17 protein-coding genes are annotated in these 21250 nt (G+C 59.2%); 5 read left to right on the top strand and 12 right to left on the bottom strand.

All coding sequences use genetic code 11. The features are described 5' to 3' along the window. The first annotated feature begins 125 nt into the window (after positions 1–125). On the top strand, positions 126–404 hold the full coding sequence (locus tag ACOYXH_RS25165; RefSeq protein ID WP_095049626.1) for a helix-turn-helix domain-containing protein: 279 nt from the start codon (positions 126–128) through the stop codon (positions 402–404). 32 nt (positions 405–436) lie between these two features. Here the strand turns inward: ACOYXH_RS25165 and ACOYXH_RS25160 are convergent, their stop codons facing one another. Then, positions 437–1273 (bottom strand): amino acid ABC transporter permease, encoded by an 837-nt coding sequence (locus tag ACOYXH_RS25160; RefSeq protein WP_095125055.1) that lies wholly within the window; start codon positions 1271–1273, stop codon positions 437–439. Then, entirely contained in the window at positions 1270–2091 is an 822-nt protein-coding gene (locus ACOYXH_RS25155) for an ABC transporter substrate-binding protein (protein WP_220557197.1), read from the bottom strand. The genes ACOYXH_RS25160 and ACOYXH_RS25155 overlap by 4 nt, the downstream gene beginning before the upstream one ends. Positions 2092–2204: 113 nt before the next feature. On the opposite strand from ACOYXH_RS25155, the gene ACOYXH_RS25150 reads away from it, so the two are divergent. Next, complete coding sequence (locus tag ACOYXH_RS25150; protein WP_460410013.1) at positions 2205–3110, top strand: homocysteine S-methyltransferase family protein; 906 nt, start codon at positions 2205–2207, stop codon at positions 3108–3110. Between the two features lie 106 nt (positions 3111–3216). Here the strand turns inward: ACOYXH_RS25150 and ACOYXH_RS25145 are convergent, their stop codons facing one another. Genes ACOYXH_RS25145 through ACOYXH_RS25135 form a run of 3 tightly spaced genes read right to left on the bottom strand, consistent with a single transcriptional unit; the run spans position 3217 to position 4982 of the window. Beyond that, entirely contained in the window at positions 3217–3888 is a 672-nt protein-coding gene (locus ACOYXH_RS25145) for a GNAT family N-acetyltransferase (RefSeq protein ID WP_460410012.1), read from the bottom strand. Positions 3889–3900: 12 nt separating this feature from the next. Continuing rightward, positions 3901–4347 (bottom strand): GNAT family N-acetyltransferase, encoded by a 447-nt coding sequence (locus ACOYXH_RS25140; protein WP_093429612.1) that lies wholly within the window; start codon positions 4345–4347, stop codon positions 3901–3903. Between the two features lie 11 nt (positions 4348–4358). Beyond that, positions 4359–4982: an FMN-binding negative transcriptional regulator gene (locus ACOYXH_RS25135; RefSeq protein WP_093429613.1), complete on the bottom strand. Its 624-nt coding sequence runs from the start codon at positions 4980–4982 to the stop codon at positions 4359–4361. Between the two features lie 92 nt (positions 4983–5074). On the opposite strand from ACOYXH_RS25135, the gene pdxR reads away from it, so the two are divergent. Beyond that, entirely contained in the window at positions 5075–6628 is a 1554-nt protein-coding gene (pdxR, locus tag ACOYXH_RS25130) for a MocR-like pyridoxine biosynthesis transcription factor PdxR (protein ID WP_220557194.1), read from the top strand. Here the strand turns inward: pdxR and ACOYXH_RS25125 are convergent. The 4 genes from ACOYXH_RS25125 to ACOYXH_RS25110 form a co-directional block, all read right to left on the bottom strand. After that, entirely contained in the window at positions 6585–11180 is a 4596-nt protein-coding gene (locus ACOYXH_RS25125; protein ID WP_460410011.1) for a dermonecrotic toxin domain-containing protein, read from the bottom strand. The genes pdxR and ACOYXH_RS25125 overlap by 44 nt on opposite strands. 111 nt (positions 11181–11291) lie before the next feature. After that, complete coding sequence (locus tag ACOYXH_RS25120) at positions 11292–12497, bottom strand: ISL3 family transposase (RefSeq protein WP_095125809.1); 1206 nt, start codon at positions 12495–12497, stop codon at positions 11292–11294. 150 nt (positions 12498–12647) lie between these two features. Further along, positions 12648–13673, bottom strand: coding sequence for a histone deacetylase family protein (locus ACOYXH_RS25115; RefSeq protein WP_099757548.1), 1026 nt, complete (start codon positions 13671–13673; stop codon positions 12648–12650). 123 nt (positions 13674–13796) lie between these two features. Beyond that, entirely contained in the window at positions 13797–14789 is a 993-nt protein-coding gene (locus tag ACOYXH_RS25110) for an AraC family transcriptional regulator (RefSeq protein WP_460410010.1), read from the bottom strand. A 306-nt stretch (positions 14790–15095) separates the two neighbouring features. Here ACOYXH_RS25110 and ACOYXH_RS25105 point away from each other — a divergent pair, with 306 nt between their 5' ends. Continuing rightward, positions 15096–15476: a hypothetical protein gene (locus ACOYXH_RS25105; protein ID WP_460066505.1), complete on the top strand. Its 381-nt coding sequence runs from the start codon at positions 15096–15098 to the stop codon at positions 15474–15476. A 72-nt stretch (positions 15477–15548) separates the two neighbouring features. On the opposite strand, the gene ACOYXH_RS25100 is transcribed toward ACOYXH_RS25105, so the two are convergent. From ACOYXH_RS25100 to aspA, 3 genes are all read right to left on the bottom strand, one after another. Beyond that, a complete protein-coding gene (locus ACOYXH_RS25100; protein ID WP_460410009.1) occupies positions 15549–16565 on the bottom strand; it encodes an asparaginase in 1017 nt (338 codons plus the stop codon). Between the two features lie 171 nt (positions 16566–16736). Beyond that, complete coding sequence (locus ACOYXH_RS25095; protein ID WP_095049637.1) at positions 16737–18185, bottom strand: alanine/glycine:cation symporter family protein; 1449 nt, start codon at positions 18183–18185, stop codon at positions 16737–16739. A 531-nt stretch (positions 18186–18716) separates the two neighbouring features. Then, positions 18717–20141: an aspartate ammonia-lyase gene (aspA, locus tag ACOYXH_RS25090; protein WP_095049638.1), complete on the bottom strand. Its 1425-nt coding sequence runs from the start codon at positions 20139–20141 to the stop codon at positions 18717–18719. 180 nt (positions 20142–20321) lie between these two features. On the opposite strand from aspA, the gene ACOYXH_RS25085 reads away from it, so the two are divergent. Continuing rightward, positions 20322–21230, top strand: coding sequence for a LysR substrate-binding domain-containing protein (locus ACOYXH_RS25085; RefSeq protein WP_095113189.1), 909 nt, complete (start codon positions 20322–20324; stop codon positions 21228–21230). Positions 21231–21250 lie beyond the last annotated feature (20 nt).

Here is a 21250-nt window from a genome sequence, read left to right as displayed (position 1 = left end):
TCTGCATTTTGTTGCAGATTTTGGCGTTCTATCAGGCTTTGAATGCACTACATTGCATCCGGCATCAATGAAGGCTCTGTTGAAATGTATTTAAAAGTAGAGGAAATGAAAGCGTGGGATCTGCAATGAGCCTGACGGTAGCTGAGCGCATGGCGCTCATCGAAAGCATCCAAGAAGCGCTGGCCGACGGGACATTGGACATCAGCGAAGCCGTCCGCCGTTTACGAGTGGAGGTGACAGGGCTGCATCAAATCCAATTCGCTAAGATGTGCAAAATTTCGGTCCGCACGTTGATACACATAGAGCACGCTGAGGGTAATCAGACGTTGAGGTCGTTGGACTCAATATTCCGATTGTTTGGCCTGAAAATGGGCGTCGTGCGGATACGCCGAGAGCCCCATTAAAACCCGACGCAGCCCGCAATGTGCTGATCGCCCTAGCTACGCCGCACATATGCCTTTCCATAATGGCGTTCCATTTTCGCCTGAATCAATTCCAGTCCAATCGACATCAGCCAGTAAATGATCGCCGCCGTCGTCAGCATTTCGATATAGCGGTAGCTTGAGCGTCCATAGGACTGGGCGAGAAACATCACTTCCCAGACGCCCATTACCGAAATCAGCGACGAGTCCTTGAGCATCGAGATGAACTGGTTGGTGGTGGGCGGGATGATCGTGCGCATGGCTTGCGGCAGGGTGATGCGCCAGAAAATCACCGTCTCGCGCATACCCAGTGCCAGCGAAGCTTCGCGCTGGCCGTGGTCGACACCGAGGATGCCGGCGCGGAAGATTTCGCTGAGATAGGCGCCGTAGTTCAACGACAGGGCAATGATGCCCGCGACGATGGCGCCAGGCACGATGCCCAGTTGGGGCAAGCCCAGGTAGATCAACAGGATCTGAATGAGCAGTGGCGTGCCGCGAAAGAACGAGGTGTAGAAACTGGCGATGCCGAACGCCACGGCGCTTTTCGACAGGCGCGCCAATGCCGTGATGAAGCCCAGCAGGGACGAGGCGACAATCGAGCACATACACAGGAAAAGCGTCAGCGCCGCGCCTTGCAGAAAGCCGTTGGGCGCCAGGTGCAAGCCGACCAGGTTGGGCAGTTTGTCGAGGATGATCGAGAACTTCAGGTCGAAGCTCAGGAAGAACCCGGCGAACAGGCAGAACAGCGCCGCCCATGTCAGGTACAGCCGCGTACGAAAACCGAACAGGCGTTGCAGGCGTGATTCAGCCACCGGTTGTGGTGGCTGTGGAGGTGTCGGGAAAGAAGTCATTGGCTTATATCAGCGCCGATCCATTTTTGTGACAGCTTGCTCAGGGTGCCCTCCTGCTTCAGTTGCGCGAAGACTTCACGCACCTTGGCGTCCCATTGCGCATCACCCTTTTCGATGGCCACCGAATTCGGCTCCGAGTACAGCGGCGCGCCGGCCAGTTTGAAGCGTTTGTCTTCGTTCAGGCGTGGCTGCGCGGTGACGAGGTTGGTGAGGATTGCATCCAGGCGCACGCCGGCGCCCAGGCCCAAATCCTGGAAGGCGACGTTGTCGGTATCGTACGGCGCGATCTGCACATCTTCGAACGGGTACTGCAACTGCTTGTCTTCGGCACCTTCGATGACCAGGTTCTTGTTCAGATAGCTTTCGTAACTGGACGCGCTGGTGAGGCCGACTTTTTTGCCGCTCAGATCCTTGGCGTCGTGGATCCGCTCATCCTTGGCGTTGACCACGATCACCGCTGGCGAGGCGTAGTACTCGACCGGGAAGTCGAACACTTCGGCGCGGGCCTTGCTCGGCGTCATCGAGCAGATGCAGATATCGTAGCGCCCGCTCCAGCGGCCGGCGGCAATGACGTCCCAGGACGGTGTCTCCAGTCGCAACTTCACGCCTAACTTGTCAGCCACGGCCTTAGCGACGTCAACATCGAAGCCATCAAGCTGATTCTGGTCATTGAGAAACGAGAACGGTGGGTAGCTTTCCATCAGCACGCCGACCAGTTCTTTCTTTTGCTCGATACGGTCCAGCGTCGTGCCACCAAAGGCTTGCGTGGAGGCGACCAGAATGGTCAGGCCCAAGGCCAGTAGCGGTTGAAATTTCACAGTCGATCCCTGGGTAAAAAAGAGGTTGTTTTTAACGGAATGGTGCGTATTAAATAGTTATAAGAACGACTCTGATAGTGAGTTATTTTCATAAGCATATGAGTGAAAAGCATATGGGCGCAGGCAGCACGATTATTCTCGATGGCGGCATGGGCCGTGAGTTGCAGCGCGCGGGTGCGCCATTTCGTCAGCCCGAGTGGTCGGCGCTGGCGTTGAGCGAGGCGCCGCAAGCGGTTGAGGGGGTACATGCCGCTTATATCGCCAGTGGCGCCAATGTGATTACCACCAACAGTTATGCCGTGGTGCCGTTCCATATTGGCGAAGAGCGCTTCGCCGCTGAAGGGCAGGCGCTGGCCGCGTTGGCCGGTGAGCTGGCGCGACGTGCGGTGCAGGCCTCGGGGAAATCCGTGCGAGTGGCTGGCTCATTGCCGCCGCTGTTTGGCTCCTATCGTCCGGATCTGTTCAACGCCGACCGAGTGACCGAGTTGCTGGCGCCCTTGGTCAATGGCTTGGCCCCGCACGTTGATCTGTGGCTGGCGGAAACCCAAAGCTCGATCATCGAGGCGCGTGCCATTCACGCCGGGTTGCCGAAGGATGGCAAACCGTTCTGGTTGTCGTTCACCTTAAAGGACGAAGACACCGATGAAGTACCGCGCCTGCGCTCTGGTGAGCCAGTCGCCGAGGCGGCTGCGGTGGCGGCTGAGTTGGGCGTCGAGACGTTGTTGTTCAATTGCAGTCAGCCGGAAGTGATCGGTGCCGCGATTGATGCCGCGCGTGACACCTTCGAGCGTTTGGGGGCGAAAATTCACATTGGTGCTTACGCCAATGCGTTTCCGCCGCAGCCAAAAGAAGCTACGGCCAATGACGGACTTGATCCGCTGCGCGATGACCTGGATCCGCCGGGTTACTTGCACTGGGCGATTGACTGGCAGCAGCGCGGTGCGAGCCATTTGGGCGGTTGCTGCGGGATCGGGCCAGAGCACATTGCGGTGCTGGCGCAAAAACTGGGCTTAAAATAGATCAAAAGATCGCAGCCTGCGGCATCTCCTACAGGGTGAACGTCAATCCCGTGTAGGAGCTGCCGAAGGCTCGGGCCGCGTTCGGACGATCTTTTGCTTTGACGATTTAACTACGGCATTCCACCAAGCCTTTCACCTGCCCGTCGGGCGTCTGATTTTCATCCGACAGCCACCGCTCGAAACCTGCCGCAATTGCCGGCCACTCTCCATCCAGAATCGAGTACCACGCAGTGTCGCGGTTTTGGCCCTTGACCACCATGTGCTGGCGGAACACGCCTTCGAAGCTGAAGCCCAGACGTTCGGCGGCGTATTTCGAGCGGGCGTTGCCGTTGTTGCATTTCCATTCGAGGCGGCGGTAGCCGAGTTCGAAGGAATATTTGGCCAACAGGTACACCGCCTCGGTGCTTCTCGGCGAGCGCTGCATCGGCGCGCCGAAGGTGACGTGGCCGATTTCGATACGGCCCTGGGCCGGGACAATCGACATCAGGCTAAGGATGCCTTGTACCTGACCGCTGGCGCGATCGACGACGCTGAAGAAATACGGGTCGCTGGCGGCCGCGTGGTTGTTCAGCCAAGCGTCGAAAACGCTGCGTTCCGGGAACGGGCCGTAGGGCAAATAATCCCAGAGTTTCGGGTCGGCACCGGGGCCTTCGAGTGCGGCGAACAGTTGGTCACCGTGGCGCGCCGGGTCGAGTCTTTCCAGACGGATAAAACGCCCTTCAAGCAAGGTGGCGGTGGGGGCGGGGACGCCTTTCCAGTCAGCGAGTGAAGCGATCATGCGTGCGTCTCCTTAAAGGGCTTGGCGAAACTGGATGAAGCCCGGGCGTTCGGCGATACGCTCGTAGAGCTGGATCGCGGTGGCGTTGGTTTCGTGGGTCAACCAATGAACCTTGCAGCAGCCGTCAGCCTTGGCGGTGGCGTAGACGTGTTCGATCAACCGGCGGCCGACGCCGGTGCCCCGGGTCTCCGGGATCACCAGCAAGTCCTGCAGGTAGCAGGAGTTTTCGATGCTCCAGTTCGAACGATGATAGATGTAATGCACCATGCCTACCGCTTTACCGCCAGCCCAGGCGAGGGCGGCGTGGGTCGGTTCGTTCGGGTCGAGAAAGCGCTGCCAGGTGCTGTGCGTCACAGCGTCCGGCAGTTCGGTGTTGTAGAAACGCAGGTAGGCCTGCCATAGCGGCAGCCAGGCGGCGTGGTCGTCGGCGCTGACCGGGCGAATGTCGATCTGACTCATGGGGGATTTCCTTAGCGCATCAATCGGGCGAGGGTTTGATCATTGATGTCCGGGCTGGCGGCCAGGCCTTCGCGGACGCCGGCAATGTCTTCGGCGCTGCGGTTCTGGCTGAGCTTGCGCTTGCCTTCGAGACGGTCGATGGGAATGGCGAAACCGACAATCGCCTTGAGCATGCCGTCGATGTAATCGGCGGGCGCGTCGGCGACTGACCACGGCTGGGCGCGGCCGGCCTCATGCCGGTCGGTGAGGGTGCTGACAATGTCGAGCAGGCGTCCGCCATCGCTGAAGGTTTCGGCGTGGCCATAAGCGTGCACGGCGATGTAGTTCCAGGTCGGCACGACTTTGCCGTGTTCGGCCTTGCTCGGGTAAAAGCCCGGGCTGACGTAGGCATCGGCGCCGGCGAAGATCAGCATGGCTTCGGCGCCGTCGCGCAGGTCTTTCCACTGTGGGTTGGCGCGGGCCAGGTGCCCGTAGAGCGTGCCGTACTCGCCTTGTTCGCAATGCAGCAGTACCGGCACATGGCTGGCCTGCAAGCCACTTTCGCCATGACTCACCAGAATGGCGAGGCGGGTGGCGAGAATCAGTTCGTGCAGTTGGGACAACTCTTCGATGGCAAAGGCGCGTGGCGTGTACATGGGCAGATTTTCCTTGGCGAATGCCAGCATCCTAGGCAGGCTATTGGTCTGTTGTAAGAGCCATTGATGACCAATTTCATAGGTCCATTGCCATGCCCGATTCGCCGCTGTTATCCATGCCGTTCAACCCTGCCGGGATCGAGCTTGATCGCCGTCAGGGTTTGAGCCGTCAGCTGTATCAGGCTTTGCGCCTGCGCGTACTGGATGGACGGCTGGCGAGTGGCACGCGGTTGCCAGCCAGTCGCGATCTGGCGGCGGCGCTGGGGATTTCGCGTAACAGCGTTGTGCGCGCCTACGATCAACTCTATGCCGAGGGTTTTATTGAAGGGCGAGTGGGGGACGGAACCTACGTCGCACAATTGATGCCAGTAACGGCCTCGGCAAAAAAACTATCCACAAAAGTATCCACAGGGTTTTCAACAGGCTTACCCACAGCCTTATCCACAAATTGGCTGGATTTACCTGTGGTTTCATCCAGTAAAGTTATCCACAGCGGTGGTTTTTCGCGCATTGAAAACAACCATTTGTCCAAGCCACCGAGCGGTCCACCGCGAGCCTTTCGCGTCGGGGTTCCGGCGTTTGATCTGTTCCCATTCGAGGTGTGGGCCAAGCTGAATGCGGCTTTCTGGCGTAAACCGGATCTGGAGCAGTTGTGTTACGGCGACCCGTCAGGCGACGCGCGCCTGCGTGCAATGATCGCTGCCTATTTGCGTAGTTCGCGCGGCATGCAGTGCTCGCCTGAGCAAATTGTGATCACCAGCGGCGCACAGCAAGGCATTAGCCTTTGTGCACAGCTGCTGGTGGAGCCGGGCGATGGTGTGGCGATCGAGAATCCGGGCTACCGCGCGGCCGGTCATGCGTTCGCGGTGGCGGGCGCTCGTTTGCACGGGATTGCCGTGGACGAGGAGGGCATGGACTGCTCGGCGTTGTCGGCCACCGGGGATTGTCGTGTGGCGTATGTGACGCCCTCTCATCAGTACCCGACAGGCGTGGTGATGAGTCTTGCCCGGCGCCTCGAACTGCTCGCCTGGGCCGAGCGCAACCAAGGCTGGATCGTCGAGGACGACTACGATGGCGAATACCGCTACACCGGTGCGCCGCTGGCGCCGTTGGCGGCACTCGATCGACAGGGGCGAGTGCTGTATGTCGGCACTTTCGGCAAAGTTGCCTTTCCGGCATTGCGCCTCGGTTATCTGGTGCTGCCGCCGGCGCTGGTCGATGCCTTCTCGCAACGCCGCGCGGTGGATGTCCGCCATTCCGAGGTCAGTACCCAAGCGGTGATGGCCGAGTTCATGGCGGCCGGGCATTTCCAGCGGCATATCCGGCGCATGCGCCGCGCCGCCCTGAGTCGTCGCAATACCTTGCTCCACGGTTGGCCGACCGCCATTGCCGGTGTTGGAGATTTGCCCGCCGTTTCCGCCGGGCTGCACCTGACGGTGGCCGTAACAAGCATCGAGCGCGAGCAGCAGTTGATTGCGCAGGCAGCAGGCGTTGACGTGGAGATCAACGGCTTGAGCAGTTACTGGCTGCCGGACTCCACTGCACCGCTGGACCAGCGCGCCGGGCTGGTCCTGGGCTTTGCCGCCGTCCCTGAACCTGACATTACAGCGGCACTGAAGCGCTTGCGGCAGGTTTGGCAGGCGTGAAGAACAGATGCTCGGCTGACTGTCGTGAAATCTCGCTGCGATGGATTTCGAGGAGCTGCGAACTGGTGGGATCGCTCGGCTCGTGGGAACCGCCGATGTGTCGTTGCGCGACTGTTTTCATATGACCGGCGGTGAACGAAGCGACGGGAGCGTCGACACTGCTGTAGTGGAAGTGTGCGTAACACAGCACCTTGCCGGTGTGGGCATCGCGTACTTCGTATTCGTCGAGAAAACCCCTTGAGTGGCCTTTGAGCCGGCGACGGGTAATGGTTTTGGAAACCGTTACTTCACCTTTTTCTTTGAGCCACTGCACCCCCGCCGCAGTCGGTGGTTGTTGTTTGACCAGTCCGATGCGAATGCTGGTGCCTTTTTCGTCAAGGGCGTTAGCGGCCTCGTCAAGCTTGTGGCTGATTTCTTCGGTCGGCTTTTTGAAGTCTGCGGTCAGATTACTGGCGGTCAATGCTTCATCAATCGCCGCATTGGCTTCGCGCAAGACAGCGGCATGCTTGTGGTATTCCTCCTCGACCTCGACAGGTATCCGCCGCCCTCGTTTGAGGTGAGCCTCGATACGTTGGTGGAATGCATCCAGGCCGTCGATCAGCGCCTGGCCGGCACGGCTGCTGGCACTCACGGAAGAATGGGCCTTGGGTTGGCGGGTCTTTGCCGTGCGCTGTTCTACCCAGACACCGGGTGACTCTTCCTGGAATGTGGCGATGACACCCGTCAGGGTGGTTCGTACTTCCACCTGGTCGGATTTTTGCCCCTTGATGCGTTTTTTTCGATTGCCGACTACCGTGCCTCTGGATTGGGTTTTGATGATCTGGCGCGTTGATGATCTCGCCTTCGAAGGCCCCGATGTCGGTCCCAGCAAGTGCTTGAAGTGCAGCAACTCGGCCAGTTTTACATCCGTGCGCGCCCTGAACCCGTTTACCCGTTTACGCACATGCTGCAGTCGCTCAGTGTTGATCTGTTCGGGGTAGTCGATGAGCAGATCACCAAAGCGCTGATCGATGGCGGAAAACTGTTCGGCCACATTGCTCAGGACATCGATGCGTTCGCGCAGGTTGTCGAGGCTTTCATCCTCGGTCAGATTCAGCGTGCTCTGGATACTCAACGCGGCGTCTTCGACGAGACTGGCGAGTGCCTGATAGGCATTGGCGACGTCCGCTGTCGTACCGGCCTTGATGCAAATTTCCTGGCCAAGACTGATCTGCAAAAGCTTGAGGTCGTTCAGATCATATTTCGGCAATGCCTTGCGGTAGGTTGGAATAATTTTGACGGCATCTTTTCCCAACAACATCAGTTCGTCAAAACGGCTATTGGCCAACTCTGTTTTTTCAATGATGGCCTGGGTCTGGAGGGTCATTCTTTCAAAGGTCTGAACAAACGCCTGCGCGATGAAACCGGCTTCATCGGCAAGCATTGTCTGCATGGCCTTCAGGTCAGTCTGAAATACGGCGGAATGCAGGTCGAGCCATTCCTGCCCGAGAAACAGCTGCATTTGCAGTCGCTCAATCATGACGGTCCGGTAGTTCGGAATCGGCTCTTTCTGATTCAACGCCTTGATCTGTTCAATATTCGCGCCGTACGCCTTGAGCTGTGCGCCTAGCGTTGCCAGATAGTGCTCGCGTGCCGGTCCTCGTGCTTGCCCGTCCGCATCGTTGAAGGCTTTGTGGTCAGCATCACGCTGAATCTGCTTGGCTTTCATCGTTGCGTCGAACGCACTGATTTCGGCAGTCAGTTGCCTGGCGTCCATTTTGCTCACGTCCTGAACTGCCTCAAGTGCGCTGTCAAGTCCGCCGCCTCGCAGGCGCAAGCGAAGGTCGACCACCCATTGGCCGTTGGCCGTGCGGGTCAGTTGCGGCCCGTTGCGCGGCGGTTGCTGGCGCGAGTCGATGATCTGCACCTCGGCGTGCTCATTGAGCATGACTTCGAACCAGCGCTGGCCGACGGGAGCGAACCGCTGTTGTTGACGGGAATAAAGATGCCTGTGCGTGCCCTCGGTGGCGGCATCGCCGATGCCTTTGGGTTTGGCGATCTGAAAACTGTCGAGCAGCGCTGCGAGTGCGACCGGGGATCGTTTCAGCGCCGTGAAGGGGTTGACCACCATCTCATGCGCAATGGGCAGTGCAGTGCTGGAGACGTCCGGCAACTGCAACGGTTTGCTGACGACGAGTTCGGTGGTGACGGTGGCGGTGGGTTCTTCCTGCGGGATCGACTCGCTGAATGGCTTGTCGCCGACCGCTGCGCGATGGGCGAGCACCATGCCCAAGGCCAGGAGAATGTCGGTGAGGGCTGTCCAGGCAAGCTTGCCGGATTGCTCATTGGCCACGTCGCTGATCTCTTGCAGGTCGTCCATGATCTGCCAGATCCACGCTGCCGTGCCGACGCTGCGCCCGAGGAATGGCAAAGCCGCGTTGAACAGCATCCAGCCGCCGTGTTTGAGCGTTGCCCAGCGTGCTTCTGCATCAGAGACCGATTGCCGATCGGCCTGGGTGATGACAGCCTGCACGTTGCTGTTATGCAGGGTCGCCAGTACATCGTGTTCAATCGTTGCGGTCGCCAGCGCAACGGGGCCGGACATGTCGAGGGCGGTGAAGGGGTTCACCAGCAATTGCGGGATAGTCCAGACTGAAGGCAATCGGGCGGTGAAGACGAACTGGCTGTAGTTGAAGCGCACATCGTCCGGCAACCAGGCCAGGACCGATTCGCGCAGCTCCTGTGAGTGCTGGATCTCGTAAAACAGGTTGGCGTGTGAGGGAAATTGCATCAGTGCCGTTTCGAACAGCGGTCGATAAAGCAGGCACGGCCCTTTGTCCGCCTCGCGCGGGCCGATGACGAACATGTTGTTGACGATATCGGCCTGTGATCGACTGCGATGGGCCACGAACCCCAGCGGGCGAATGACGATTTCATCGCGATCGACATGACGCTCATCGCCGGTGTTTGCCAGCGCGGCAACCACATAGCGGTAACCCTGTTCAGTGATGCCGGTCTTGCCCTGTATTTTGTGCTGCAACGCCAGCAGCGGCAGTTCGATGGGCAACTGGCTGGCATAAAGTGCTTGCAGTGCCGACGCCTGCTCATTGTTGTCAATCAGCAGGTTTTGCAGGTACGCGGGGTAGGTCTGGCCGATATCGACGCTGCTGACCAGTTGTTGCAGGTAGCTTGCGGTCATCCACTCAGGCAACACGCCGCCATCCTTGTAACGTGCGGTTTTGTTGCCGGCTGGCTGCCCCGCGAGGTTCTGCAGCGCGAGTTCAATGAGCGACAGCGTCTTGGTCTGCGTGTTACCCGGCAAGACAAATGTGCCCCAGACCACCAGGCTGGTGATGCTGATCTCGATGTCATCGATCCTCACCTCGCCGGCTTGCGGATGATCCTTGGCTATCTGTTGTTTCAGGGCATCACGGGTGAACGCTTGCAGGCTGATGACTTCGCTTTGAAATGATTTTCCCTTGTTCGTGTGCTGCACCATCGTCAGATCCAGCAGATGCCGGCTGTAACGGGTTTGATCGGCGGGAGAGGCGCTGTCGAGCCATTCTGGCAGCATCGGACGCAGGCGAGCGATATGAGGTTTGAGGCGTGGTGTCGGCTCTCGCGGATTGCCGACAGTCCCGGTGTGCGGATATAGCTCGCTGGAACTCGAACCCTGAAAATAATTGATCGCGCCCAGCGCCTCGGCTTCCAGGGCGACCAGTGTGCAGGCTTGATAGTCGAAGAAATGGCCCTGTGGTTCGACCAGTCGCCATTTCAACCCGGCACCGGAGGCACCTTGCCAATAACGACGCGGCAGGGCTTCGCCGAGTTTTTCCAGCGATTGAAAACTCTCGAAGCCCTGCAGCACCGAGTGGGTCATGATCAACGTGCGCTTGTCGTCGGTGCCGATCAGTACCGCGGTATCGAGCAGGGTCACATGCTTCTGCTCGTCACCCTCGCCGCGGTCAAGATCAATCAGGCAGGCGCGGGTCTTGTATTTGTCGGTGGGCAGTCGCTGGTGTTTGTCCGGGTATTTATAAAGCGCTTCGGCCATGGCGCGCTGGTCGGCATCCCAGCCAGGGTTCGCGTCGACCTTCCACAAATTGCGCAGGGCCTGTGACATCTGCTGCCAGCGCGGCTGCCCTGGGTAGGTGAAATCATCCCAGTAATTGACCTGGTGTTCCTTGTAGGCGATGAACAGCAACGGTGCCAGCTCATTGAGCAGCTTACCGATCGCGCTGATTTTCACCGGCAGCTGGATGGCGGACGGCAGGTCGGGCTGCAAGGTCAGATAATGCTCACCGTCGAGATACGCCACAGTCGTGCCGGAGAGGCCCAGGCGTACCAGGGTGTCGGTCAGCGATTCGATCAGGTGGCGACCCGGGACGACCCGATCATTTTCAATGACCCAGGTCGGTCTTACGACCATGGCCAGCTGCGGGTCGAGATCGAGGTCGGGATACAGCGTCCTGAGCGCGGGGCGCAGCGTTTTCGACGCAACTTCTCGCAGTGAAGGGCCGGTCACCAGTTGAGTCACGACATCTACGGCGCTGGGCGAGGGGATTTCGGGCATGGGCAACTCCTGCTCTGATGGGCGCGCCCAAGGGCGGCGGTTCCGGGCAAGGTAGCGGCGAGCGGCGGAGGACGTGCGGTACATACATATTGCGGGCAAAAAAAGGGTTCTTCACGGATTACCGGGAAAGACGCTCTTGATCTTCATGAAAAAGAATTCGCTATCTCGGTAACCGTACGCCATCCGCTTGATGACCTTTATTCGATTGTTTATTCCTTCCAACTGACCGGTGTGCATCGGCCAGCGAACCCGGCTCACGATGCCCCTCCAGTAACCCTTTAGCCGTTTGGCGAACTGGATCAGAGCTGGTATTTCGCTTTCATGCGCATGGCGCAGCCATTGCTTCCAGGCCGATCGCCAACCCCAGGCAGTACTGGGGGTCCAGAGTGTTTTGAGTTCAGCCTTCATCAAGTAGACCGTCATCAACGCTTGGTTGGCCGCCAGCAGATCCTCCAGGCGGACCTGTTGTTCCGGCGTTTTCAAGTTCTGCGGATTGCGCAGCAACAGCCATCGCGCCTGCTTGATAACCTTGCGGGCAGGCTTGTCGTGACGCAACCGGTTAGCCTCGTCGACGCGGACCCGATCAATCACCTCTCGGCCATATTTGGCCACCACATGAAAGAGGTCGTAGACCACTCGCGCGTTGGGACAGTGCTGACGAACCTCCAGGTCAAAAGCGGTGTTCATGTCCATCGCCACCGCTTCGATTCGAGCACAACCCTCTGGCCCCAGTTCTTTGAAGAAAGGCCTGACCGCTGCTCGGCTGCGACCTTCACCGATCCACAGCACTCGCCGTGTATCCGCATCTAGGACAACGCTGGCGTAACGATGACCTTTGAACAGGGCGAACTCGTCCATCACCAGACGTCGCGGTTGCGCCTTTGGCAAAACGCTTAACGCCGCTTGCAAGGCTCGACGCTCCAGCAACCGAACGGTGTCCCAGTGCAGGCCAAACAGTTGAGCCACGTGCAGTGTGGGAAGGCGCTCGCAGGCTTGAATAACCGCCTCGGCCAGACGCCGCGTCATGCGGGCATAGCGGTCCAGCCAACTGACGGCCTCCATACGTTTACCGCAATCACGACAGCCAACACGCCTGAGCAACACGCTGAGGCGCACCGCACGGCCGAGAATCGGTAAATCGCGGACGGTTCGCTCGCAATACTCATGCGTGGTTGAACAGGTCTTTTGGCAGCCGCTACAGGAAGGGAATCGGGTGGCGTGGGGAATCAGGTCGATCTGAAGCGCGTCACCATCAGGCTTGATCGTGACGACAGAAAAGCCCTCCCAAAAAGGAAGGAAAGTATTAATATCGCGCATAAGAACGCCGGTTTGTTAGATGTGTTTGCTCGCACGAACATCATCAATCAAATCGGCGTTCTTGTTTCTGTGTTTCCCGGGATTCCGTGAAGAACCAAAAAAAGACCCGCCTGGGCGGGTCTGGTGTTTACGGTTGCGACGAGAATCTGGTTATCGTTCGAAGCCTTCCAATACGTTCACCGCGTTGATGCCGATTTCCTCCACCGCGTAACCGCCCTCCATGACGAACAATGTCGGTTTGCCGAGTGCAGCGATGCGCTTGCCCATCGCCAGGTAATCGGGGCTGTCGAGTTTGAACTGCGAAATCGGGTCATCCTTGAAGGTGTCGACGCCGAGCGATACGACAATGACGTCGGCGCCGTAGCGATCGATCTCGTCGCAGGCCTGATCCAGCGCCGCACTCCACACGTCCCAGCCGGAGCCTGCGGGTAGCGGGTAGTTGAAGTTGAAGCCTTCACCGGCACCTTCGCCACGCTCATCGTCGTAGCCGAGGAAAAACGGAAATTCTGCTTCCGGGTGGCCGTGGATCGAGGTGAACAGCACGTCGCTGCGCGCGTAGAAAATCGATTGCGTGCCGTTGCCGTGGTGATAGTCGACGTCGAGTATCGCGACCTTCTTGTGGCCCTGATCGAGGAACGCCTGCGCGGCGATCGCAGCGTTATTGAGGTAGCAATAACCCCCCATCAAGTCGCTGGCAGCGTGGTGTCCCGGTGGCCGGCACAACGCGAAGGCAGCGCGCGCGCCACGCTGGATTTCTGCTTGCGCGGTCAGGGCAACTTGCGCCGCGCTGTACGCCGCTTGCCAGGTGCCGGCAGTGATCGGTGCGCCGCCATCGAAGCTGTAATAGCCGAGCTGGCCGTGCAGGCTGGTCGGTTTGATTGCACGCAGAGTGCGCGCCGGCCAGGTGTAGGGCAGCAGATCGCCGTCGGTATTGAATTCAGTCCAGCGCGCCCACGCGCCTTTGAAAAAGTCGAGGTAGTCACGGCTGTGGATGCGGGCGATCGGCTCCAGACCGAAATCCTTCGGCGCCTCGACCGGGCCGAGGTTCTGGTTTTTAACGCGCTGCAGCACATGGTCGGCGCGCGACGGCATCTCGAAGCACGGCTTCAGTTGGCCATCGATGAGTTCGCAGCGGCCATGGTGCAGGTGGTGATCGTCCGAGTAGATCGTCAGCATTTGTTGTTCTCCGCAGGGCTGATTCGGTTGCTCCCAGTGTTGCGGCGCGAGGTGAATCGGAGAACGGCAGGAAAGGCCAAAAGGGGATGGATATGGCCAAAAAAACTGACCGCAATTCGCCCCTCAGGCCCGGAATTGGCTCGGCGCCACGCCGCTCCAGCGCACGAAGGCATGACGAAAGCTCGCAGTCTCACTGAAGCCAAGGGTCTCGGCGATGCGGTAGATCGGCAACTGATCCTCACACAACATCTGCTTGGCTCGCTCGAAGCGCAGTTCATCGAGCAATTCCTGATAGCTGCAGCCCATGTCCTTGAGATGCCGGCGCAGGGTGCGTGGCGAACACTTCATCTGTTGCGCCAGGCCTTCCAGCCCCGGCGCGGCGTTCAGTTGGGCGCTGAGCAACTGGCGGATGCGCCCGAGCCACGCTTGGCGTCCGGTGAACTCAAGGTTCTGCTTGCGGCAGCGTTCGGCCATGGCTTGATGGGTGATGGCATCGGCCAGCGGCAGCGGTTGATCGAGCCAGTGACGGTCGAAGGCGAAGGCGTTGTCCTTGGCGGCGAAGTGCAGCGAGCTGTCGAAGTGCTCGGCATAACTGTCACGGTAATCCGGTGCGGCGTGTTCGAAGCGCGTGGCGAGCAAGGGCAGCGGATGCCCGAGCAGGTCATCACAAATGACTTTCAGCGACACCAGGCAGAACTCGGCATTGAACACCGCCATCGCCGGGCTCTCGCGATAATCGGCCGCGACGAACCAGACGCGTTCGCCATCGTCCTCCAGACTGAGTTCGAAAAGTGTTCCCAACAGCGCCGGATAACGAATCGCCAGACGCAAAGCGTCACCGAAGGTGGCACAGGTCAGCAAGGCATAGCCAAGGATGCCGTAGCAGGAAACGTGCATGCGCCGGCCCAGCTCCAGGCCGATGTCGTGCTTAAGCGCGACCGCATTGGCGCAGACCTGCATCTCCTGATTGGTGGTGATGCGCGTGTCGGCCCGGCTGAGATCCGCCGCACTGATGCCGCTGCCGGCCAGCAACGCTTCGCTCGACAGGCCTTCGGCTTTGAAGGTGTTGAGGATTAGCGAGACGGCGTTGAGGGTGGTGAGGTGGGAGTGGAGCATGTGTGCTTCCAGGTCAGGGCCTCATTGAAGGTTAGCAAGTTGCATGCCGGGCAGCAGTCTGATCAGGGCGCAGGAGGGTTTTACTGTTTCACTGGGGTCATTAAATAGATTGGATTTGCCTCGCGAGATTAAGCAGATAATTAGTTGTCGGCAACTGTCAATGTTGACAGTTGGCAGGTGTGCGCGGTGTAGGTATATCGTAGGGTTGTTTTTGTTTGTAAGTTCCTTTCGTTTTGATGTTTGTCGGTCATTAGAGTTTTGCTTGTTAGTAAAGCTGTCTAAATTCTGGAGTAAGGGAATACAATTATGAGTTCTAAAAAAGCGGAAATAAAGGTTAAGCCTGGTCGCTCGAAAAAAACCATTCGTGGCACGATGAAAGCTGAGGTTGATGATGTTGATGAAGAGTTCACCGCTTTCTACTTTATCGAAGAGAATAATGGTGTTAGTGCCGCCTTTGGCGAGCGGCATGGAATTTACATATCAGTGAATAATATCGGCGGATATCTGCTTGTTTCCTATAATGTTGGTGGTGCTTCAATTCCTTGGGATACTCCCGGCGGGACGTTAAAGATTGAGAAAGATCTTAGTGGTAAATATCTTGGAACTTTTGCGGCGCAATTCAGTGCGAGTGTTCCTCCCAATATCCCCAAAGCAGTGAGCGGTACCTTTGAAGTATGGGAAGACTGATAGTTATTGCGAGCCGCTGTCTTTGAGGTTCAATGAGAGCGGCTCGATATTTCAATCCACGATGAGATTGGTTTAATCCTCGGGGTTGATCAGCTCACCGCAGAGGTCGAGTTCAATCAGTCGGCGGACTTCAGCTGTTTCAAGCCCCGCACCGAGCACCCCATGCAACTTGCCGAACGCCGCCTCACGAGTCATGCCAGCACCGGACAACACGCCGACACCGCGCAATCGACTGCCAGCCTCGTAAACATCCAGCTCAACGCCGCCTTCATGGCATTGCGTGACCGCCACAACGACTACGCCGTTATCCCGCGCACGGCCAAGGCTTGCCAGAAACTCAGGGTTGTCGCTCGGCCCTGTACCGCTGCCGTAGCACTCCAGCACCAGACCCTGAATGCCGCTGGCGAGCAGACCATCAAGGACTTCGGCGCTGATGCCGGGGAACAGTGGCAGCACGGCAACCTTGGCCAGTTGCTTCGGTTGGTTGTAGTTCAACGACGCTGGAATCGAAGGCGCTTTTACGCCGCCGCCCTGACGCTCAAGTCGTTTGAACGGATGACGGCCGAAGCTGCGCACCTTCGCGCAACGGGTTGGCGCCAGTAGCTCACCGTGGAAGTACAGATGCACACCGGGCGCCAGGCCTTGGCCGAGGGCGACCAGTGCGCCGCCGAGGTTTTCCCAGGCATCGCTTTCGGTAACACCGGCCGGCAGCATGGAGCCGGTGAAACACACGCGAGCATTCAGCCCCAGTAACTGGAAGCTCATCGCCGCCGCACTGTAAGCCAGGGTGTCGGTGCCGTGCAGGATCAGCACGCTGTCGCAACCTTGCACATCCACGGCATCGACCACCGCTTCACGCAGTTGCTGCCAATAGGCCGGGGTCATGTTGGCGCTGTCGATCAGCGGCGACATTTCCCGGAAGCGCCACTGCGGCACAACGAGCTCAGGCTGACTGTGCAGGTAGTCGCGCATCCGCGCTTCGAAACCGGACGCCGGGGCCAGGCCATTGGCGCTGGCCTGCATGCCGATGGTGCCACCGGTGTAGAGCACCATGACGTGTTGGGCGGCGGGGTAGGAATTGGCAATCATCTGAGGGTCTCCACAAGAGATGACATTGTAGGAGTGAGCCTGCTCGCGATAGCGGTTCATCATTCAACATTGATGTTGGCTGAAAGACAGCTATCGCGAGCAGGCTCACTCCTACAAGTTATTGCATCACAATAACTGACGGGCGCAGAGGATGCGCCCGTCATTCACCTGTCAGCGTTGCGCTGCAGGTACGCCTTGCGGCTCGGCTTCGGTCTTGTCGGCAGCGGCAGACGGGTTGGTCGGCCAGGCCTTCAGGTCGAGATCCAGATCGGTAAATTTGCTTGAGTCGAACACGGGCTGTTTAACGCCGGCACGGCGCTGCTCGTCGTAGTCGCGCATTACGCGCATGCCGACCTTGAACAGCATGGCCAAGGCCACCAGGTTGACGAAGGCCAGACAGGTCATGGTGATGTCGGCGAAGGCGAACACGGTCGACAGGTCCTGCATCGAACCCCATACCACCAGCGCCAGCACCAGGCCGCGGAAAATCATCAGCGCGGCGCGGTTGCGGGTGAGGAACTGCAGGCTGTTTTCGCCCAGGTAGTAGTTGTAGAGGATGCAAGTGAAGACGAACAGCGACAACGCGACGCTGACGAACATGCGACCCCAGTCACCGACCACAGCGGCCAGCGAGTTCTGGGTCAGGACGATGCCGTCACCTTCGAAGCCCGGGGTGTAGAAGCCCGACAGCAGAATCAGCAGCGCGGTGCAGGTGCAAATCACGAAGGTGTCGAGGAACACGCTGAAGGCCTGAACCACGCCCTGGGCGCCCGGGTGCTTCACGGCAGCCACAGCGGCGACGTTCGGCGCACTGCCCAGGCCCGCTTCGTTGGCGAACACGCCACGCTTCACGCCCATGACAATGGCGCTGCCGAGCAGGCCACCAAAGGCCGGGTCGAGGCCGAAGGCGCTCTTGAAGATGGTTTCCAGCATGGCTGGTACGTGTTCGATCTGGGTACCGATCACGTACAGGGTCACGCCGATATAGGCCAGGGTCTTGATCGGTACGAGCAGGTCGGACACCGAGGCAATGCGCTTGATGCCGCCGATGAAGGTGATGGCGAGCAACACTGCCAGGACGATACCGGTGTGTTGTGGGTTGAATTCAAAGGCGTTCTGCAGCGAGTGAGTCACGGTGTAGGACTGCAGGCCAATGAAGGCAAAGCCGTAGGTGACCAGCAGCAGGACCGAGAACACCACCGCCATGCCTTTGAGTTTCAGGCCGTGCTGGATGTAGTAAGCCGGACCGCCACGGTACAGGCCGTCGCCATCGGCGCGCTTGTAGACTTGGGCCAGGGTGCATTCGAAGAAGCTGCTGGACATGCCGACCAGTGCGGTCACCCACATCCAGAAGACCGCACCTGGACCACCCAGGGTCACGGCGATGCCGACACCGGCGATGTTGCCTGCACCGACACGGCCGGCAAGGCTGAGCATCAGGGCCTGGAACGAGCTGAGTTGCCCGGCGCTGCCTTTGAGGCTGTCGCGGAACACCGCGAACATGTGGAAGAAGTGCCGCAATTGAACGAAACGCGAGCGAATCGTGAAGTAGCTACCGAGCCCGACAATGAGCACGATCAGTACTTTCCCTGAGAGGAAGTCGTTGATGACTTCGAGCATGGATTTTTCCTCGCTGTTTTTTGTGTGAGCAAATGCTGGATGGTAGAAATATCGTGTTACACCGGTGTGTGCGCGGCACGACAGGTGAGGCGATGGTTTCGTCCCGGATCCATTTCGCGGGTTTGTTATTAGTTCGGGTTTCGCATGGGTTATGGCCTCGTTACCGACGACCGCTCACGCGAAGAGGGGCGGCACTATACCGATCAGTGACGCGCCCGTCTGCACGGTAGTGGTGCAAGCGACGAAACGAAGCTGTGAAACACCCGGCGTTACCGGCGCCGGGCTTGTGCAGGAACTGCTCTGTGTGGGAGCGAGCCGGCTCGCGAAAGCGGTATTGCAGACACATTGCTTTTGAATGTGCCGCCGTCTTCGCGAGCAGGCTCGCTCCCACATTGTTCAGTCCCCAGACATACGGGTCTCAGGGTCAGAAAGTTAAAAAAAAGGGCTTGGGGACAAATCCCCAAGCCCTCAAAAGGTGAGAGGTGTCTAGTCCCTCGACCTGGTGAGCGGTGCTACAAATTACGCGTCGGCTCAGGCTTTAAGCGGAACCAGACGCGGAGCAATCATGTTTTCCGGGCGCAGGATGTCGGCGAGCATGGCTTCGTCGAGCAGACCTTCTTCGCGTACCAGTTCCAGTACGCCGCGGCCGCTTTCAAGCGCGAGGCCGGCGATACGGGTGGCGTTTTTGTAGCCGATGTACGGGTTCAGTGCGGTGACCAGACCGATCGAGTGCTCGACCAGTTCGCGGCAGCGCGCTTCGTTGGCGGTGATGCCGACGATGCAGTGCTCGCGCAGCATGTCCATGGCGCGTTGCAGCAGACGGATCGAGTCGAAGATCTTGAAGGCGATCAGCGGCTCCATCACGTTCAGCTGCAGTTGGCCGCCTTCGGCTGCCATGGTCAGCGCCAGGTCGTTACCGATGACTTGGAACGCCACCTGGTTAACGGCTTCCGGGATCACCGGGTTGACCTTGCCGGGCATGATCGAGCTGCCTGGTTGACGCGCTGGCAGGTTGATTTCGTTGATGCCGGTGCGTGGGCCGCTGGACAGCAGGCGCAGGTCGTTGCAGATCTTCGACAGCTTGACTGCGGTGCGCTTGAGCATGCCGGAGAACAGCACGAAGGCGCCCATGTCGGAAGTCGCTTCGATCAGGTCGGCCGCCGGCACTACCGGTTGACCGCTGATCAGGGCCAGACGCTGTACCGCCAGCGCTTGATAACGCGGGTCGGCGTTGATGCCGGTACCGATCGCGGTGCCGCCCAGGTTCACTTCAGTCAGCAGTTCCGGGGCCAGCGACTTCAGACGCGCCAGGTCTTCGCCCATGGTGGTGGCGAACGCGCGGAATTCCTGGCCGAGGGTCATCGGCACGGCGTCTTGCAGCTGGGTACGGCCCATTTTCAGGACGTGATCGAATTCTTTGCCCTTGGCCGCGAACGCCTGAATCAGGCTGTCGAGGCTGGCCAGCAGGGTGTCGTGACCGAGCAGCAGACCCAGGCGGATCGCCGTTGGGTAGGCGTCGTTGGTCGACTGCGCCATGTTGACGTCGTCGTTCGGGTGCAGGTACTGGTACTCGCCTTTCTGGTGACCCATTGCTTCGAGCGCAATGTTGGCGATCACTTCGTTGGCGTTCATGTTGGTGGAAGTACCGGCGCCACCTTGAATCATGTCGACCACGAACTCTTCGTGGAAATCACCGCGGATCAATCGGGCACAGGCTTCGCTGATGGCAGCGTGCTTGGCTTCGCTCAGGTGACCCAACTCGCGGTTGGCGTCAGCGGCGGCCTGTTTGACCATCGCCAGGCCGACAACCAGTTTCGGGTAATGCGAAATCGGAACGCCGGAGAGACGGAAGTTGTTCACCGCTCGCAGGGTCTGGATGCCGTAATACGCTTGAGCCGGTACTTCGAGGGCGCCAAGCAGGTCGTTTTCTGTGCGGAAAGATGCAGCGGAGGACATGATAGAAATCATCTCGATATGGACCCGGTCTGTGCCGGAACGCTGCGAATGCTAGGCTTGTGGGAAATTTTGGGCCAATGCTGTTCAGCACTGCCCTATGCACATTCGGCATAATGCCCGTGTGACGCCGCGTGCGCGGCAGACGTGTGACCTGTTTTGGTGCGTGTCCTGGAGGACGTGATGAATCTGGAAAGCAAATGGCTCGAGGACTTCAGTGCTCTGGCCGCCACCCGCAGCTTTTCGCAGGCGGCCGAACGGCGCTTCGTTACCCAGCCGGCGTTCAGCCGACGGATTCGCAGTCTGGAGGCTGCGCTGGGGCTGACCTTGGTCAATCGCTCGCGTACGCCGGTTGAACTGACGGCGGCGGGGCAGTTGTTTCTGGTGACCGCGCGCACCGTGGTCGAACAGCTCGGTGAAGTGCTGCGCCATCTGCATCATCTGGAAGGCGGGCAGGGCGAAGTGATGCAGGTCGCTGCCGCTCACTCCTTGGCGCTGGGTTTCTTCCCGCGCTGGATCGCTCAGTTGCGTAATGAAGGGCTGAACATCGCCACCCGATTGGTTGCAACCAACGTCGGCGATGCGGTGCATGCGTTGCGCGAAGGTGGCTGTGATTTGATGCTGGCGTTCTACGATCCGGATGCGGCAATGCAGATGGACCCGGAGATTTTCCCTTCATTGCATTTGGGCCAGACGGAAATGCTCCCTGTGTGTGCGGCGGATGCCGAGGGCAAGCCGTTGTTCGATCTGGAAGGAGATGCGAGCGTGCCGTTGCTGGCGTATAGCGCCGGTGCGTTTCTCGGACGTTCGGTGAATGGTTTGCTGCGTCAGCGTCAGCTGCGTTTCACCACTATTTACGAAACCGCTATGGCCGACAGCCTGAAAAGCATGGCGCTAGAGGGGTTGGGCATCGCCTGGGTGCCGCAGCTGAGTGTGCGCGCCGAACTGGCTCGCGGCGAACTGGTGGTTTGCGGCGGCCCGCAATGGCATGTGCCGCTGGAAATTCGCCTGTATCGCTGCGCACTGGTGCGCAAAGCCAACGTGCGCCTGCTGTGGCGCAAGCTCGAGGGTGGCGCTGCACAAGCTTCCTGAGCCTACGCGGACCCCTTGTA

This window comes from Pseudomonas sp. Mb7 (genome assembly GCF_054790525.1).
This window is presented reverse-complemented; position numbering and strand designations above follow the sequence as displayed.

What these genes read in the sequence shown, in the direction of transcription:
- pdxR (WP_220557194.1), top strand. Translation starts at nt 5,075, where the DNA reads ATGCCCGATTCGCCGCTGTTATCCATGCCGTTCAACCCTGCCGGGATC.
- ACOYXH_RS25140 (WP_093429612.1), bottom strand. Translation starts at nt 4,347, where the DNA reads ATGAGTCAGATCGACATTCGCCCGGTCAGCGCCGACGACCACGCCGCC.
- ACOYXH_RS25110 (WP_460410010.1), bottom strand. Translation starts at nt 14,789, where the DNA reads ATGCTCCACTCCCACCTCACCACCCTCAACGCCGTCTCGCTAATCCTC.
- ACOYXH_RS25165 (WP_095049626.1), top strand. Translation starts at nt 126, where the DNA reads ATGAGCCTGACGGTAGCTGAGCGCATGGCGCTCATCGAAAGCATCCAA.
- ACOYXH_RS25085 (WP_095113189.1), top strand. Translation starts at nt 20,322, where the DNA reads ATGAATCTGGAAAGCAAATGGCTCGAGGACTTCAGTGCTCTGGCCGCC.
- ACOYXH_RS25105 (WP_460066505.1), top strand. Translation starts at nt 15,096, where the DNA reads ATGAGTTCTAAAAAAGCGGAAATAAAGGTTAAGCCTGGTCGCTCGAAA.
- aspA (WP_095049638.1), bottom strand. Translation starts at nt 20,141, where the DNA reads ATGTCCTCCGCTGCATCTTTCCGCACAGAAAACGACCTGCTTGGCGCC.
- ACOYXH_RS25120 (WP_095125809.1), bottom strand. Translation starts at nt 12,497, where the DNA reads ATGCGCGATATTAATACTTTCCTTCCTTTTTGGGAGGGCTTTTCTGTC.
- ACOYXH_RS25125 (WP_460410011.1), bottom strand. Translation starts at nt 11,180, where the DNA reads ATGCCCGAAATCCCCTCGCCCAGCGCCGTAGATGTCGTGACTCAACTG.
- ACOYXH_RS25100 (WP_460410009.1), bottom strand. Translation starts at nt 16,565, where the DNA reads ATGATTGCCAATTCCTACCCCGCCGCCCAACACGTCATGGTGCTCTAC.
- ACOYXH_RS25115 (WP_099757548.1), bottom strand. Translation starts at nt 13,673, where the DNA reads ATGCTGACGATCTACTCGGACGATCACCACCTGCACCATGGCCGCTGC.
- ACOYXH_RS25150 (WP_460410013.1), top strand. Translation starts at nt 2,205, where the DNA reads ATGGGCGCAGGCAGCACGATTATTCTCGATGGCGGCATGGGCCGTGAG.
- ACOYXH_RS25095 (WP_095049637.1), bottom strand. Translation starts at nt 18,185, where the DNA reads ATGCTCGAAGTCATCAACGACTTCCTCTCAGGGAAAGTACTGATCGTG.
- ACOYXH_RS25160 (WP_095125055.1), bottom strand. Translation starts at nt 1,273, where the DNA reads ATGACTTCTTTCCCGACACCTCCACAGCCACCACAACCGGTGGCTGAA.
- ACOYXH_RS25135 (WP_093429613.1), bottom strand. Translation starts at nt 4,982, where the DNA reads ATGTACACGCCACGCGCCTTTGCCATCGAAGAGTTGTCCCAACTGCAC.
- ACOYXH_RS25145 (WP_460410012.1), bottom strand. Translation starts at nt 3,888, where the DNA reads ATGATCGCTTCACTCGCTGACTGGAAAGGCGTCCCCGCCCCCACCGCC.